Source organism: Streptomyces sp. PH10-H1, from assembly GCF_030063355.1.
Taxonomy (GTDB): domain Bacteria; phylum Actinomycetota; class Actinomycetes; order Streptomycetales; family Streptomycetaceae; genus Actinacidiphila.
In genome coordinates this window covers 123,743-138,483 of sequence record NZ_JASISZ010000011.1, presented here as the reverse complement: position 1 = coordinate 138,483, position 14,741 = coordinate 123,743, and the positions used below count along the sequence as shown (strand labels likewise).

Annotated in this window: 11 protein-coding genes; 4 read left to right on the top strand and 7 right to left on the bottom strand. The window is 68.6% G+C overall.

The features are described from left to right. Window positions 1-15: 15 nt before the first annotated feature. On the bottom strand, window positions 16-519 hold the full coding sequence (locus QMK24_RS10295) for a cupin domain-containing protein (RefSeq protein WP_283465091.1): 504 nt from the start codon (window positions 517-519) through the stop codon (window positions 16-18). Window positions 520-687: 168 nt separating this feature from the next. Beyond that, window positions 688-4,647 carry a discoidin domain-containing protein gene (locus tag QMK24_RS10290; RefSeq protein ID WP_283465103.1) on the bottom strand — a complete coding sequence of 1,320 codons (3,960 nt, stop codon included), beginning with the start codon at window positions 4,645-4,647 and terminating at the stop codon, window positions 688-690. Window positions 4,648-5,285: 638 nt separating this feature from the next. Here QMK24_RS10290 and QMK24_RS10285 point away from each other — a divergent pair. After that, window positions 5,286-5,771, top strand: coding sequence for a discoidin domain-containing protein (locus QMK24_RS10285; RefSeq protein WP_349307839.1), 486 nt, complete (start codon window positions 5,286-5,288; stop codon window positions 5,769-5,771). 27 nt (window positions 5,772-5,798) lie between these two features. Here the strand turns inward: QMK24_RS10285 and QMK24_RS10280 are convergent, their stop codons facing one another. The 3 genes from QMK24_RS10280 to QMK24_RS10270 are packed head-to-tail and all read right to left on the bottom strand — an operon-like array spanning window position 5,799 to window position 7,788. Then, a complete protein-coding gene (locus QMK24_RS10280) occupies window positions 5,799-6,542 on the bottom strand; it encodes an SRPBCC family protein (protein WP_283465090.1) in 744 nt (247 codons plus the stop codon). A gap of 11 nt (window positions 6,543-6,553) precedes the next feature. Further along, window positions 6,554-7,102, bottom strand: coding sequence for a dihydrofolate reductase family protein (locus tag QMK24_RS10275; RefSeq protein WP_283465088.1), 549 nt, complete (start codon window positions 7,100-7,102; stop codon window positions 6,554-6,556). Beyond that, window positions 7,099-7,788, bottom strand: a complete 690-nt coding sequence (locus tag QMK24_RS10270; protein WP_283465086.1) for an ArsR/SmtB family transcription factor — start codon at window positions 7,786-7,788, stop codon at window positions 7,099-7,101. Before QMK24_RS10270 ends, QMK24_RS10275 begins: the two co-directional genes overlap by 4 nt. A gap of 137 nt (window positions 7,789-7,925) precedes the next feature. Here QMK24_RS10270 and QMK24_RS10265 point away from each other — a divergent pair, with 137 nt between their 5' ends. The 3 genes from QMK24_RS10265 (at window position 7,926) to QMK24_RS10255 (ending at window position 11,703) form a co-directional block, all read left to right on the top strand. After that, entirely contained in the window at window positions 7,926-8,849 is a 924-nt protein-coding gene (locus QMK24_RS10265; RefSeq protein WP_283465084.1) for a LysR family transcriptional regulator, read from the top strand. 124 nt (window positions 8,850-8,973) lie between these two features. Continuing rightward, the gene (locus tag QMK24_RS10260; protein ID WP_283465083.1) at window positions 8,974-10,995 is read left to right on the top strand and encodes an oxidoreductase; all 2,022 of its coding nucleotides are present in this window, start codon (window positions 8,974-8,976) and stop codon (window positions 10,993-10,995) included. Between the two features lie 150 nt (window positions 10,996-11,145). Continuing rightward, the gene (locus tag QMK24_RS10255) at window positions 11,146-11,703 is read left to right on the top strand and encodes a PadR family transcriptional regulator (protein WP_283465082.1); all 558 of its coding nucleotides are present in this window, start codon (window positions 11,146-11,148) and stop codon (window positions 11,701-11,703) included. Between the two features lie 63 nt (window positions 11,704-11,766). Here QMK24_RS10255 and QMK24_RS10250 read toward each other — a convergent pair whose 3' ends face one another. Next, a complete protein-coding gene (locus QMK24_RS10250; RefSeq protein ID WP_283465081.1) occupies window positions 11,767-14,001 on the bottom strand; it encodes a family 2 encapsulin nanocompartment cargo protein terpene cyclase in 2,235 nt (744 codons plus the stop codon). Window positions 14,002-14,430: 429 nt separating this feature from the next. Next, complete coding sequence (locus QMK24_RS10245; RefSeq protein WP_283465080.1) at window positions 14,431-14,691, bottom strand: UBP-type zinc finger domain-containing protein; 261 nt, start codon at window positions 14,689-14,691, stop codon at window positions 14,431-14,433. Between the last annotated feature and the right edge of the window lie 50 nt (window positions 14,692-14,741).

Below are 14,741 nucleotides of genomic sequence, written 5' to 3'. Positions count from 1 at the left end.
ACGCGCGCCGCTGTGTCAGCGGGCGGGCCCGTCTTCCTGGTCGACGAAGAAGCTGTCGTGCCGGACGAGGAAGTCGGCGAACTCCTGGCCGCCGCGCCGCGCCATCGCCGCGACCTGCTCGAAGTACTCCTCGCGCGGAGCGCCCGGGGCGAAGAGCAGAAGCATGGATGAAGGGTCGTCGGAGTCGTTCTTGAAGGCGTGCAGCCCGCCGACCGGGACGTACAGGAAGTCCCCGGAACGTGCGGTGATCCAGCCCTCGCCGTTGAACAGGCTCACCTCGCCGGACAGGACGAAGAAGGACTCCGAGATCGCCTTGTGGAAGTGGGTGGTCGGGCCGGGCGACTTCGGGCCCATGTCCACCCTGTAGAGCCCGAACTCGCCTCCGGTGCCGGCGTGGGTCGCGAGGTAGTGGGTGCGGTTGCCCGAGGGGGAGATCAGATCGGCCTCGGTGTCGGCGGGCCTGAACACAGCGTTGATCTCGCCCTTGTCACCGAGATAGCGGGGCTCCGGGTACGACATGACCAGCTCCTTTGCCGGATTGCGAAAACGCGCGATGCGAGTCGCACTATGCACCACGGACGACGCAGCAGGGACCGCGCGCCACGCATGACGCGAGTGCCGCCGGGAGGGTCAGGTCTCCCGGCGGCACTCGCGTCCATGCGACTGGCTGGCTGCTCCTTCCGGCCCTTACGGGTTCTGGACGATGGTGAAGGTCGAGGTCGTGTTCTTGATGTTCTGGAAGTTGTTGCTCATCTTGAGGTTGTTGAACGTGACGGATCCGACGGCCGGACCCTGGCCGGGCTCGGGCAGCTCATTGGCCCAGATGCCGAAGCCGGACTTGGCGTCGAAGGCGTCACCGCTCTTCTGGGCACCGCTGATCGTGATGTCGGTGAAGACGGTGTCCGTGACCGGGTTCTCCGGCGTGCTGCCGGTGTACTTCGTCTGGAACATGATCCCGGAGTAGGTCGGGTCCACGATGTCCACGTCACTGACCCGGATGCCCTGGAACACCTTTGAGGCCGAGAAGACCCAGATGGCGGGGAAGGTCTGGCCGCCCCAGAAGTGACCGCCGGCACGGACGATGGAAATGTTCTGGAACTGGGTGGGCGGGCTGGCGCCGAACCCGAGCATCGGGATGCCGAAGTCCAGCGAGCTGATGGTGACACCCGAGTAGGTGAGCGTGTCCGCGATGTACATGTTGCGGAAGATGTTGTCGTAGCCGCCGTAGACGGCGGCACCGGCGGCGCGCCAGGTCAGCAGCGAGGTGAGGTTCTCGAAGATGTTCCCTGTCTGCTGGGCGTTGTTGTTGTCGATGGCCGCGAACAGCGCGAAGCTGTCGTCGCCCGTGGAGCGGGACTCGTTGTTGCTGACCAGGTTGTTGGTGCTGCCGTTGGTCATGTTGATGCCGTCGGCGAAGGTGTCACGGATCCGGGAGTTCTTGATCGTGACGTTGTCCGTGTTCGCACCCCAGTACATGCACAGTTCGTGTTCGGTCCACAGGTTGTCGATCGTCAGATTGGTGACGTTGGCGATCGAGAAGACCTTGCCGTCGCCGACGCGGTCCGTGTAGTTCCCGAAGTAGCCGAAGCCGGAGAACGTGGAGCCGGATGCGGTGGGCTGCACCGCGAGTCCGATGTCGGTGTTCTCCTGGGTCGCCGGTGCCTGGAAGCGGGTGTACCACGGGCCGGCGCCGACCAGTTTGACGGCCTTGCCGTACACCTGGAACTTGTTCGCCGTCGGGTAATCGCCCGGGGGCAGGTAGACGCCGACCAGTGTGCCGGTGGCGTCCATCCGGACCTTGTCGAGTGCGTTCTGTACGTCCTGCTGGGTGAACCCGGCCGGAACGGTGTACTTGGCCGGGTCGGGGTTGGCGATCGGCGCTGTCTGCTCGAGGTTGATGAAGTCGATCGCGTAGGTCGTCGTGTTGGCGGCGTCCTTCTGGAGCTTGATCTTGTGGCCGGCCGGGACGGTCGTCCCGAGCAGTAGATTGCCCTCGTCGTAGATGTGCCGGGGGCCGCCCGCGCCGGGCGAGTTGCTGGGGCCGGCCTCGGCCCCGTACAGCCAGGCGTGCTTGGAGGTCAGGTCGATGGCCTTGAGGAAGACGCCGTCGACGTACACATTCAGCGTGGAGTTGATCCCGCCGCCTCCGGGCGCGTCCGGGATGGAGAAGCGGGTGACCAGGGTGTTGGTGCTGGCCTTGGTGGTGAACTCGACCGAGGAACCGGTCGAGTTCAGCGTGACGGCCTTGCGGCCGGACGCCTCACCCGCCAGGTCGCCGACGGTCCGGTTCGGGCCGACGACGGCAGCGCCGCCACCGAGGACGCCGTTCTCGGCCTCGTACATGTCGTACGGCATGTTCGCGCCGCGTCCGACGAACAGCGGCTGGGTGCTGGTGTTGTTGGCCTGCTTGACGGGCAGTTCATTGGCGTCGTTGGCCAGGACGGTCTTGACGCTGTACTTGCCGTTGCCGGCCGTCCAGGTGCCCAGGCTCACCGGGCTGGCGGTGCCGCCGGCGGCGATCGCGCCGTCGGAGGAGCCGGTCAGGGTCTTGACGACGGAGCCCGATGTGAGGTCGGTGACCGTCAGGGTGATGCCGTGGGCGCCGCTCGCGGAGGCGATGGTGCCCTGGTTCTTGATGGCCACCGAGAACGTCACGGTGTTGCCGGCCGCCGGGTTGCCCGGGGTCCAGCTGACGGGCGAGGCGATCAGGTCGGAGCTTGCCACCGGGGTGACGACCAGCGGGGTCGGGCTGCTGAAGCTGTTGTTCGCCTCGTTCTGCTCGATGACGGCGTTGGCCTCGTCGACCTTCGCGGTCAGCGGGTAGGACCCCGCGTCACGGACGCCGATATTGGCGGACACGGTCGCGGACGCACCCGCGGCCAGAGCGGCGACCGGCGCGGTGCCGACCAGCGTCGTGCCGAGGTAGAAGGTGACGTTCGTCGCGCCCGCCGCTACGGGTCCGATGTTCTTGACCGTCGCGGACAGCGTGACCGGGTCGGTCTCGACCGGGGAGGCGGGCGAGGCGGTGATACCGGTGACCGTGAGATCCGGATTGGGAGCCGGTGTGCCGATCACCTGGAACTCGGCGACCTGGCCGCCGCCCGCACCGGAGTTGGACGTGATCTTGAGCTGGACGTCTGCGACGCGTCCGCTGACCGGAATCGTCACCGTGTTGCCCGAGGCCGGGTTGAACGTGTAGACGGTCGGTGAGGTCAGGCTGGTCAAGGACGAGGAGCTCTGCTCGCGCCCGAGAACCTGGATGGTCTGGGTGCGCGTGGACCAGGCGGCGTCGGGGTTGAGTTTCAGCACGACCGAGTTGACGTCGGCGTTCGAGCCCAGCGCGACGGTCAGCGTGTTCGGGTAGCTGCCGCCGTTCGCCTCCCAGTAGGTCGCCACGTTGTTGTCGTTCGCGTTCGCGGCGACGAAGTTGAGGATCGTGGACGAGGCGGTGATGGCCTTGCCGACCGCCAGGTTCGTACCGCCGCCACCGGTGCCCGTGCGGGTCACCGTGTTGCTGCTGCCGGACTGGTTGCCGGCCGCGTCCCTGGCCTGGACGTAGTAGGACACGGTCGCGGTGTCGGGCTGGCTGTCGGTGAAGGTGAGGACGTTTCCGGCCACGGTCGTGCGGAGCGTGTTGTTGGCGTATACGTCGTAGCCGGTCACGCCGACGTTGTCCGTCGAGGCGTTCCAGGTCAGCTTGATCTGACCGGAGGCCGGCTGGGTGTAGGCGAGGCCCGTCGGCGCGGTGGGCGGCTGGGTGTCTCCGGTGGTCGGTCCGTAGACCTCCAACTCGGACAGCTGACCCGCCGGCCAGCCGGTGTTCGCGGTGATGTTCAGCCGCACGTACCGGGTGGTCGTCGCGTTGAAGCTGATCGTCACCGTATTCGCGGCGGCCGGGTCGAAGAGATAGCCCTTGGACGCGACGATGTCGGTGAAGGACGAACCGTTGGCGCTGCCCTGCACGGCCAGCGTCTGGGTCCTGCTGCCCCAGCCGGCCGGCAGTTTCAGCACCAGCTGGTTCACCCCGACGGCAGCACCGAGGTCGGCCTGGATCCACTGCGGGAAGGCGTTGTTGGCGCTCTCCCAGTAGCTGGCCTGGTTGCCGTCGTTGGCGTTGCCCGCCACATAGGGGGAGTTGGAGCTGCTGGCCGACAACGTCTTGGAGATGGCCAGATTGTCGGTCGGGGCAGCCGCATCGGCGACCTGCAGTTCGGAGATCTGAGCCGCGGGCTTGGCGGTGTTCGCCGTGACCTCGACCCGGACGAAACGGGGGTTGGCCGCCGGGAACTTGATCTTCACGGTGTTGCCCGAGCCCGGGGCGAAGACGTACTTGGCGGAGCCGACGATCGTCGCGTAGCTCGTTCCGTCGGCGCTGCCCTGGACCGCGAGCGTCTGGGTGCGGCTCGACCAGCCCGCCGGGACCTTCAGCGTGACCTGGTCGACGGTCCTGCTGCGGCCCAGGTCGAGCTGGGCCCACTGCGGCAGGGCGCTGCCGCTGCCCTCCCAATACGTGGACTGGTCACCGTCGTTGATGTTTCCGGCCGCCTTGCCGCCGCTGGAGGTGCTGGCCGAGGTCGTCCTCCCCGCCGCCGCGTCGGGGGCGCGCTCGGCCGCCGCGGCCCGGAGAACCGGCCCGCCGAGAAGCATCAGACCGGCCGCGAGCGAGCCCGCGACCAGCTTGGGTATCCGCTTCGTTCTCACTGCGTTCCTCTATCTCTCGTCCGAAGTGCCGGGGTGGGGGGTGCGGGGCGAGCAAGGCCACGACACGGCCACGAACTCGCCTTGGAAATTGCGGAGAACAGCGAGGAATGAACGTCACTCTGCAATTAATTTGCATTGAGTTAGCAGAGTGTTACGGACGTGCTACAGCCACGTCTACGCTCAGGCAAGATCGGCTTGCGGGTGTCCGGAGCCGAGCGGTCCGGCAGCGCGCGGAGGGGTATTGGCCGGGCGGAACCGGGCGGAACGGAGGTGGAACGTCCCACTCCGCCGGTTACGAGCTGCAAGTGGGCTGAGTTTGCAGGTCTCTTCACAAATCTTGCTCATACTGCGTTGTCTATTGCGTCCATGTTTCGCCGTGGCTACGATCTGCCGCTGACCGCTCAACGGCGCTCACGGCGCTCAACCGTGCTCAACGGGAGGAGTCCACATGGGGATCTCACGCCGGGTGTTCATCGGATCGGTGACGGCGGGGGCCGCTTCGGCTTCGCCGACGACAACCACCCCTGGACCCCCGCGGCCTGTCTGGACGTCGTCACCTGAGGCTCACGGCCGACGGCGGCAGAATGCTCAAGGGGCAGCTCCAGCTGACCCCCGTATGCCCGACCGCCCCGGTCGTCGCCGGCGGCAGCGCGAACCTCGCGTTGCACAAGGCGACCGCGGAGAGCGGTCACACTCAGGGCTACGGCTCCGGCAACGCCGTCGACGGTGACGCCAACAGCTACTGGGAGAGCGCCAACAACGCCTTCCCCCAGTGGCTCCAGGTCGATCTCGGCTCCACGACCGGCACCAAGCGGGTGGTGCTCACCGTGCCGCCGGCCACCGCCTGGGGGACCAGGATCCAGACGCTCTCCGTCCGGGGCAGTACCGACGGCGCGAACTTCACCGCGGTGGCTGGTTCCACCGCCTGCACCTTCAACCCGGCCACCGGTAACACCGCCACCATCACCTTCCCGGCCACCGCCACTGTCCGTTATCTGCGGCTCGACTTCACCGCCAACACCGGGTGGCCGGCGGGTCAGGTCTCCGAGTTCCAGGTCTACGCCACCTGACGGTGCCGTGCCGGGCCCTGGCGGAGCTCAGACGAACAGTCCGTCGATCCACTTCTGCCAGGCACGTTCGGTCGCCTTCGTGCTGTCGCTGTCGCTGTCGGCCCCGGTGCCGAACCGGTGCACCACGATGCCGATCGGCGCGCCGAAGGCGTTCCTGCCGAAGAAGCGGTACAGCGCGTCGCCGGTACGCAGTCCGATGAAGTTGGCGTTCCGGTAGTCGATCACGGCGTCGACCGCGTCGGGGCCGGGCAGTCCTACCCGTACCTTGGTGCCCGCCGACGCGTCGTCGGCCAGCCCCAGCGCGCGGCCGAGCACCTCGAACGCGTCCGGCGCGGTTGACGCGGCGGGACCCTCGGCCGCGGCGTAGGCCGCGGTACGGCCGGGGAAGAACTCCAGGTACTGGCGGAGGGTGTGCAGATAGAAGTCGGTGTGCTTGTCGGCGCCGTCGTACTGGTTGTCCCAGTCGTCCACGAAGATGCCGCTGTGCACGTAGCGCACCCAGGCGCGGCCTCCCTCACGCGGCTCGATGACATGGTCCAGCTGATTGAACGTCTGGTTCTCGACGCCCTCCGGGCTCTCGACCCGGCCGGTGAGCCGGTGCGGCGGGTCCCAGGCGGTCACGGTGCCGCCGAAGGGGGCCGCGCCGCCCTCCCGGGGCTCGTACTCCAGCGGCCACAGCCATCCGGCCGTGCCGGTGGTGATCGCTTCCCAGACCTGTTCGGGAGTGGCCTGAACCTCGAACTCCCGGATGATCTCGAACTGCTTCGGCATGATGTGACTCCTTAGGCCTGGTGGGCCGGCCGGTAGGTGAGGTAGAGGACGCCGGTGCTGAAGGTCTTGGAATCGACGAGCGTGAGCGCCTTGTGGTCGAGCCCGTCCTGGAAGAGGCGCTTGCCGCTGCCGATGATCACGGGGTCGATCAGCAACTGGTACTCGTCGATGAGGTCTTCGCGCATCAGCGACTGGATGAGGGTGGCGCTGCCCATCACCGTGATGTTCTTGCCGGGCTGCTGCTTGAGGCGGTTGACCTCGTCGGCCAGGTTTCCGGAGAGCACCGTCGAGTTGTTCCACTCGGCCTTGTCCAGCGTCGTCGAGACGACGTACTTGGCGGAGCCGTTCATGTGGTCCGCGCCCGGCTCGTCGGCCATGTTCGGCCAGGCGGCCGCGAATCCCTCGTAGGTGACGCGGCCCAGGAGCAGGGCGTCGGAGGCGGCCATCTGGGCGCCGACCGTCGCTCCCATCTCGTCGTCGAAGTACGCGCCGTGCCACTGGTCCGGCGCCTCCATGACGCCGTCGAGAGTCAGGAACATCGATACGACCAGTTTCCTCATGACAACTCCTCGTTGGTGATGGCCGGGGGGCTCCCGGCTGCGGGTGGTTCTTCCTCGGCCGGCGGGGTCTCGGCCGCCCCGGTCCCGGGCGCGGCCGCGAGTGCCGTGGGTTTCACGGTGGGGTGGAGGGCGACGACGACGCGGTGGTCCCGCCCGCCCTCCGCCGACGCGACGTCGTACTTGAGGACCAGCGCGCCGACGCCGGCCGCCAGTTCCTCGATGAACGCCGCCCGGTCGGCGGCGGAGGCGAACCGCACCTCGCCGTCCAGCGCGAACGTCGCGAGCGGCCGACGGGCCTTGGCCGCGCCGGTGACCAGCGTGCCGACGTCGCGCACCAGCCGGGCGGCGACGGCGAGCAGCCAGCGGGCGGACAGCTGGTCACGCGAGCGGCTCGGATCGGGCTGCACCGCGGCCAGCGCGAGCGGGGAGATCACATACGACGCCGCTGTGGCACGCATCAGCCGCTCCGTCACATTGCCCTTCTTGCGTTCGCCGACCAGCTCGACCAGGCCGTGCCGTTCCAGCGCCTTGAGGTGGTAGTTCACCTTCTGCCGGGGCAGGCCGACCCGGGCGGCCAGCATCGTGGCCGACGCCGGCTCGATCAGCTCGGCGAGCAGCCGGGCACGTATCGGCGCAAGCGAGACCTCGGCTGCTGCCGGGTCCTCGATCACTGTCACGTCCAACATGGGTCCACCATCTCACCGACAATTATTTTTGTCCAGACGTATCTTCTTGTCGGTGGACGGGGATCCTCGCTCGATCCGTGCTCTCCTGTGGCTATAAGGCCTTGATCTGGACCGGCCTGCTGCTAGCGTATTTGGTTATGGAACTGCGTCAGCTGGAATACCTCGTGACGGTCTCCGAGGAGGCGAGCTTCACGAAGGCCGCGGCCAAGCTGCATGTGGCGCAGCCCGGGGTGAGCGCGCAGATCCGGCAGCTTGAGCGCGAGCTGGGCCAGGACCTGCTGGACCGCTCGGGGCGCACGGTGCGGCCCACCGAGGTGGGCGCCGCCGTGCTGCCCTACGCGCGGGCCGCGCTCGCCGCGGTCGCCGGTGCCCGCCAGGCCGTCGAGGAGCTGACCGGCCTGGTGCGCGGGCATGTCGCGGTCGGTACCGTGACCTCGCTCGGACGGGGCGTCGACCTCCCGGGCCTGCTGGCCGGCTTCCATCACAGCCACCCGGCCGTGGAGATCGGCCTCACCGAGGACACCTCGGACAACCTGCTCCAGGCGCTGCTGACCGGCCGGATCGACCTGGCGGTCGTCGGTCTGGCGGGCGCGCCCCCGCCGGGAATCGGAATCCAGGTCGTCGTGGACGAGCCGTTCGTCGTCGCCGTCGCCGTCGGGCTCAGTGATCCGCTGGCCACCCGGACCACCGTCGCGCTCGACGCCCTCGCAGGCCGGCCCCTGATGTGCCTCCCGCGGGGCACCGGGCTGCGCGCCGTGCTCGACGGCGCCTGCGCCGCAGCGGGCTTCCAGCCGCGGATCGCCTTCGAGGCCGGGGATCCCAACGTCCTCGCGCAGCTCGCCGCCCGGGGCCTGGGCGCGGCGATCCTGCCCGAGTCCCTCGCCCGTTCCTATGCCGGTGAGCTCCACGCGGTGAGCCTCACCCGCCCCCGGCTGCGCGGGCGCCTCGCTCTCGCCTGGCGGTCCGAGGGTCCGGCCGGCCCGGCCGCGCGCGCCCTGGTCCGGCACGCCCGCGCCACGCTGCCGGAGCGAACGGAGGACGGCGCGGGCAGCGGAGGATGACCGGCTGGCGCGGAGTGCTCGCGGGCCGAAGGCAGTGCGGCGGGCCTCGCATGTGCAACTTGTTGCATAATCGGCTCGACTGGTCTAGAACTTGCGCAATGAGTTTCGCGCGAGGAGGCGCTTGATGAGCGACTACCCCCACCTGCTGAGCCCCCTTGACCTGGGCTTCACCACACTGCCCAACCGTGTGCTGATGGGTTCGATGCACGTCGGCCTGGAGGAGGCGCCCCGCGGCTTCGAGCGGATGGCCGAGTTCTACGCCACCCGAGCCCGCGGCGGCGTCGGGCTCATGGTCACCGGCGGGATCGCCCCCAACGATCAGGGGCGCCCGTACGAGGGCGGCGCGAAGCTGACCACGGAGGCCGAAGCAGAGCAGCACACGCTGGTGACCGAAGCCGTCCACCGCGAGGGCGCCAGGATCGCGATGCAGATCCTGCACTTCGGCCGGTACGCGCACCATGCCGACCTCGTCGCGCCCAGTGCGATCCAGGCACCCATCAGCCGCTTCACTCCGCACGCGCTGTCGGAGGACGAGGTCGAGCAGACTGTCGAGGACTTCGTACGGACGGCCGCGCTCGCGAAGCTCGCCGGCTACGACGGCGTCGAGATCATGGGGTCCGAGGGATACCTGATCAACGAGTTCATCGCGGCGCCGACCAACCAGCGGGAGGACCGCTGGGGCGGCGCGTACGAGAACCGGATCCGCTTCCCGGTCGAGATCGTCCGGCGCGTCCGTGAGCGGGTGGGCCCGGACTTCATCCTCATCTACCGCCTGTCGATGCTCGACCTCATTCCGGGCGGGTCCTCCCTGGCGGAGGTGATCACCCTCGCCCAGGAGATCGAAGCGGCCGGCGCGACGATCATCAACACCGGGATCGGCTGGCACGAGGCGCGGATTCCCACCATCGCGACCTCCGTACCGCGCGGTGCCTACACCTGGGTGACGAAGAAGGTCATGGGATCCGTGGAGATCCCCCTGGTGACCAGCAACCGCATCAACACCCCTGAACTGGCTGAGCAGTTGATCGCCGAAGGCTACGCCGACATGGTGTCGCTGGCCCGCCCGCTGCTGGCCGACCCCGACTTCGTCGCGAAGACGCAGCGCGGCGAGTCCGCCACCATCAACACCTGTATCGGCTGCAACCAGGCATGCCTGGACCACACGTTCAGCGGGTTGATCACGTCCTGTCTGGTCAACCCCCGCGCCTGCCACGAGACGGAACTGGTCCTCCGGCCGACCCGGCTCCGCAAGCGCGTCGGTGTGGTCGGCGCGGGTCCCGCCGGACTCGCCTTCGCGGTGTCGGCGGCCGAGCGCGGTCACGCGGTCACCCTCTTCGACGCCTCGGACGAGATCGGGGGACAGCTCAACATCGCCCGGAAGGTGCCGGGCAAGGAGGAGTTCAACGAGACGCTGCGGTACTACCGCGAGCAGCTGGAGATCCAGGGCGTCGACGTACGGCTGAAGACCACCGCCACCGTCGGCACCCTCGCCTCAGCCGGATTCGACGAGATCGTGCTCGCCACCGGCGTCGTCCCCCGGACACCGGACATCGAGGGAGTCGGCGATCCCAGCGTGCTCAGCTACCTGGACGTGCTGCGCGACGGAGCACATGTGGGGCAGTCCGTCGCGATCCTCGGAGCCGGCGGCATCGGTTTCGACGTCGCGGAATTCCTCAGCGACCAGGGCGACTCGGCGAGTCTCGACCCCGGGGCGTTCTACCGGCAGTGGGGGATCGACCCCGGCTTCGGCACGCCGGGAGGGGTGCGGAAGCCCCGCCGGGGCACCTCGCCCCGCAGCCTTCATCTGCTGCAGCGCAAGGAGACCAAGGTCGGCGCGGGGCTCGGCAAGACCACCGGCTGGATCCACCGCACCGAACTGCGGCACCGCGGTGTCACGATGGTCGCCGGCGTGACGTACCACCGCATCGACGACGACGGGCTGCATGTGACGGTCGACGGCAGGCACGAGGTGCTCGACGTCGACACCGTCGTGCTCTGCACCGGCCAGGAACCGCGCCGCGACCTGTACGAGGCGCTGCGTGCAGCAGGGCACCCGGCGCACCTCATCGGCGGCGCCGACATCGCCGCCGAACTCGACGCGAAGCGCGCCATCCGCCAGGGCACCGAGCTGGCGGCGGCGCTGTGACCGGCCAGGATTCGGTGGTCCTGTGACGGCAGCATGGTGACGGCGTTGCTGTGACGTCGGCCGGAGGACGCCGCCGATCCTAGGATGCCTCCGGTACGTCCCGGTACACCCCGGCCGAACCGACCGGTCCCAGAGAGGCGCCGTAAGACCATGTCGCTGCCGCACGCCATCCTCACCGCCCTGCTGGAGAAGCCGTCCTCGGGGCTGGAGCTGACGCGTCGCTTCGACCGCTCGATCGGCTTCTTCTGGTCGGCCACCCATCAGCAGATCTACCGCGAGCTGGGGAAACTGGAGCAGGCCGGCCTCATCCACGCCCTGCCCCAGCCGCCGTCCCGGGGTCAGAAGCGTGCGTACGAGGTACTGCCCGCAGGCCGCGCGGAGCTGACCGGCTGGGTGTCCCGGAGCCAGGACCCCAAGCCGATCCGCGACGCCCTGCTGCTGCGCCTGCGCGCGGCGGCGGTGGTCGGGCGGGACGGGCTCGAGCCCGAACTGGAACGCCATCTCGTGTCCCACCGGCGGCAGTTGGCCGAGTACACCGCGATCGAGGAGCGCGACTTCGCCGCCGTGGAGCCCAGTGGCGAGGACCGGCTGCGCCATCTCGTGCTGCGCGCCGGAATCGGTCTGGAGATCTTCTGGATCGAGTGGCTCTCCGAGGCCCTCGCGGAGTTCCGGCAGCCGCCCGCGGGAGACCAGGTCCACCCGGGCTGAAGCGCGGCCGACTCGCCGCCGAGCGCCCCGGCCGCTGAATCCTCATGGGGCGGGTCCGCCGCGTCAGCCCCGGCCGGACGGGACCAGTCTGGCGGCCGCGGTGCCGAGTCCGACGGGACCGCTCAACAACTGCGGCGGAATGGCGGGTTGGTGCCGTAGCTCCGACTCCTCGTAGCGGTGGCAGCCGCGGTGCCAGGTGAGGATTCCGGCCAGCCAGTCCTTGAGTTCCGCCGCGTATCCCTCCAGGGTGGCGCGGGCCTCGGAGCCCAGGTCGAAGTTGGTGAACAGGGCGGGCAGTTCGGTGGAGATGATGTGCTGGAACTCCCGCATGCGGGAGGTCATCAGGTCGTTGACCATCCCCAGGGCCTCGGTGAGGCCGCAGTTGAAGAAGTTCTGGACGACGAGGACGGCGTTGTGGATCTCGCCCTCGAACTGGATCTCCTTCTGGTAGGAGAAGACATCATTGACCAGGTAGGCGTAGTCGGCCGCCGCGTTCTCCATCGCCGTCACCGGCCGGGTCCGGTAGATCTCGGGCGGCACCGTCTTCCCGTGGGAGAGCCGGGACAGGCTCATCGTGAGATCCGAGCCGAAGGTCTTGCGGCGCATCTCGATGTAGTCGACCGGGTCGGGGATGTGGTTCTCCATCATGTTGGAGAGTTCCCACAGCCAACTGGCGGTCATGTCCTCGATCGTGCCCCGGAAGGTGCGGCGGGCGTCCACAGTCATCGGGCCCGCGGTACGGGACCACAGGTCGGCGAGGCCGTGTTCCAGTGCGTTCAGCGGAACCGCCGGGACGGCGTGGGACGCGTCCACGGGCATGAACGTCGACAGCCGTTCGTTGCAGGCCTTCGCGCCGGCCATGTCGAAGGTGCGCCCGAAGAAGACGGGGAAGTAGTCGTCCGCGTAGGTCCCCCAGGTCAGCCAGTCGGTGGTCAGGTCCAGTTCGTCCGCGGTGGCGTCCGGATGGATGCCCGCCGAGCACAGGGCGAAGTCGAAGCCCTTGAGCCGGTGTTCGTCCCAGAGGCCGGAGCCGGGCAGCCCCGGCAGCGAGTCCAGCATCCCCATCCGCCGGCCCCACTCGATGGTGTGGCGGCGTGAGGCGTCCAGATGGGGGCTCAGCCGGGTCTCGAACGGCATGTAGAAGTCCGGGAGCGGCAGCGGGCCGACGACCGTGTACGGCACATGGGTGTACCGGCTGAGCCGGTTCGGCATCGAGGTCACCAGCGAGGTCACCAGCCGGGCCGCCGAGGTGCCCAGGCCGAACGGGCCGGCCAGCACCTGGTCCGCGGTGGCCTGGCCGTCGGAGGCGCCGTTCATGTAGCGGCTGGAGCGCATGTGCCACTCGTGGCCGCCTGACTGCCAGTCCTGCAGGCCCTTGACGTAGGAGAAGACGTCCAGGCAGGACTGCGGGTCCAGGCCGTGCTCCACCAGTAGCGGCGGCACCTCGGTGAGAGCCGTGTGCTCGAACTGCTGGAGCCGGGAGGTGAGCAGCTCGTTGACCTCGTTTGCGGCCTGTTGGGTGTCGCAGCCGAGGAACCGTTCCAGGACCAGGACGCCGTTGGCCAGTTCGCCCTCGTCCTCGATCTCCCGCTGGTAGGAGAACAGGTCGTTGCGCAGGTGCACCCCGTCGGAGAATGTGTCCTTGAGAACGCGCATCGGCCGGCTGGCCGCGATCACATCGGGGATCTCGGCGCCCACCGCGTGCTCGACCAGGTGCGCGGACCAGGGCGCCCCGCCCACCTTGCGGCGCATCTCGATGTACTCGATGGGGTTGGCGACCCGGCTCTCATTGATATTGGACAGCTCCCACAGGGATTCCTCGAGAAGGTGCCGGGTGCTCTCGTGGAAACGGCTGCGCCACTGCTCCGACATCGTCGGAATCGTGCGCGCCCACAGGTCGGCCAGGCCCTCTTCCACCGCGTTCGTCGGCACCGGCGGCGGGCCGCCGGCCGGATGCACGGGCATGAATTCGGGGAGCCGGTCGAGATAGGCCTTCGCGCCGGCCATGTCCCCGCTGCGCTTGAAGATGTCCAGGAAATGGTCGTCGAAGAAGAACACCCAGGCGTACCAGTCGGTGATCAGGTCCAGTTCGGGGCCCGAGGCGTCCGGATGGGTGTAGGCGCAGAGCAGGGCGTAGTCATGGGAGTCGAACTGATGCTCATCCCAGATGCCGGAGCCCTCGATCATCCGCATCGAGCGGGCCCACGCCTTGGAGTGGATCCTCGCGCTCTCCAGATGAGGGTTGATCCGCGCCGGATACGGCATGTAGAAGCGGGGGAGTTCGAAGGGTTGTGACATCGATGCGCGGCCTTTCGCGTGTCTCCGGACCAGCGGCTTTCTGTCGTCCGCTCCTGACGAGGCGTCGCGTGTTCCGTGCCCGTCCACACGCTAGGCGGCGCGCTTCCGCAGGAGTGTGCGGAAGCGTTGTTCTCGCTCAATGAGGTGAAAGGAGGCGGCACGCCGATTAACGATCTTGCGGTCGGGATCACCGCCCGGTGGGGGGAGACCGCGCCGTCCGGGACCCGCCGGGAGTCTGCGTGCCTGCGCCGTGACGTGAATCCGCAGCACGGGTTGCGGGCCGGAGACCGTATTTTCCCGTTCCGGATCGCTACCGTTGTTCTACAGGCCCGGCAGGCCGCCACCCCCGTGCGAACCTGCCGGGCCTGCTGCTGTCCCGCGACGGACCGCCCGCGGACCGGTCCGCCGACGGCGTGGTTCGAACACGGTTCACACGAGGTGCAGGTCGACAAAGCACCAGCGCCAGCTCTCGCCCGGCTCGAAACTCCGCATCACCGCATGCCCGGTCGTCTCGAAGTGCCCGGAGGCGTGCCGGTACGGCGAGGAGTCGCAGCAGCCGACATGGCCGCACACGAGACAGAGCCGAAGCTGCACGGGATGACTGCCCACGGCCAGGCACTCGGGGCACGTGACGTCCAGCGGGGCCGGCTCGGGGCGCGGCAGGTCGGGAACATGCGGGCACTCACTCATGATTGCCAGGTTAGATCGGGTGGACGGCAATCGGAGAACGAGATCCAGAT